The sequence below is a fragment of the Providencia sp. PROV268 genome (assembly GCF_028477805.1).
GTDB lineage: Bacteria > Pseudomonadota > Gammaproteobacteria > Enterobacterales > Enterobacteriaceae > Providencia > Providencia stuartii.
Genome location: NZ_JAMPLW010000058.1, coordinates 1 through 1,243, shown reverse-complemented (window position 1 = coordinate 1,243; position 1,243 = coordinate 1). Strand labels below are relative to the sequence as shown.

At 42.3% G+C, this 1,243-nt stretch carries 1 protein-coding gene and 1 pseudogene; both read right to left on the bottom strand.

Annotation, left to right across the window (positions count from 1 at the left end; translation table 11 throughout):
• Positions 1–828 (bottom strand): UDP-glucose 4-epimerase GalE (gene galE / locus PR699_RS19595; RefSeq protein ID WP_272577903.1); only part of this gene is annotated, 828 nt, incomplete at its 3' end.
• Between the two features lie 17 nt (positions 829–845).
• A pseudogene (locus tag PR699_RS19590) lies at positions 846–1,243 on the bottom strand (tyrosine protein kinase); the annotation flags it as partial.

Here is a 1,243-nt window from a genome sequence, read left to right as displayed (position 1 = left end):
AATCATCTCTAATACACTCGTTCCTTTACCCGTACCTAGGTTATAGATATGTAGGCCTGCTTGATGGCTGACATTGTTTAATGCTGCAATATGACCGCTAGCTAAATCCATAACATGGATATAATCACGTACGCCAGTACCATCTGGAGTTGGGTAGTCAGAGCCAAATACCATGACTTCTTTATGACGACCAACTGCTACTTGAGCGATATAAGGTGTTAGGTTATTTGGAATACCCTGTGGGTCTTCACCAATTAAACCTGATTGGTGTGCGCCAACGGGATTAAAGTAGCGTAGTAAAGTAACCGACCAATCGTTATGTGCAATATATAGATCAGCAAGAATACGCTCAACCATATATTTACTGGTGCCATATGGGTTGGTAGTACCACCGACTTTAGAGTCTTCGGTTAATGGTACTTCTTCTGGATCACCATACACAGTAGCCGATGAGCTAAAAATTAAGCTTTTGACACCCGCTTTTTGCATACTGGCAAGTAATACTAACGTGCCATTGACGTTATTATCATAATACTCAATCGGTTTTTGAACGGATTCACCAACCGCTTTTAACCCAGCAAAGTGGATCACCGATGTGATTTGGTGCTCAGCAAAAATCGTATCCAGAATAGCGTTATCACGTACATCACCGGCATAGAAGACAGGTTTTTTACCTGTGATGGTTTCAATGCGGTTGAGTACTTCTGGGTTGGCATTACATAAATTATCTAAAATAATTGGCTGCATGCCTTGTTCAATCATCTGCACACAGGTATGGCTACCAATGTAGCCAAGACCGCCTGTGACTAAGACCTTTGTATGATTCATTTTAAATTCCTGTACGACTAGTACTCATAGACATAGTTATAGTCGTCTGATTTCGCATCGATACCATTGAGGATCACGCCTGTGATTTCGATATCGTTTTGTTTAAAACGTTTTAGCGATAGCTCAACGTCTTTCACCGTATTGACACCATAGTAGGCAATAAGCAGTGAGGTGCCGACGTACTTACCGATAATCGCGGAGTCAGTGATTGCTAAGATTGGGGCGGTATCGATAACCACGATATCATATTGCCCTTTCACCGTGTCGAGCAGGTGTTTAAAACGTTCTCCCATCAGTAACTCAGAAGAGTGAGTGACATTTTTACCACGGCAGATCACATCTAGGTTTTCAATCACACCATGGTGAATGGTCGGTTGCGTAATGTCCTGCTGAGCCAAATATTCGGATAACCCCG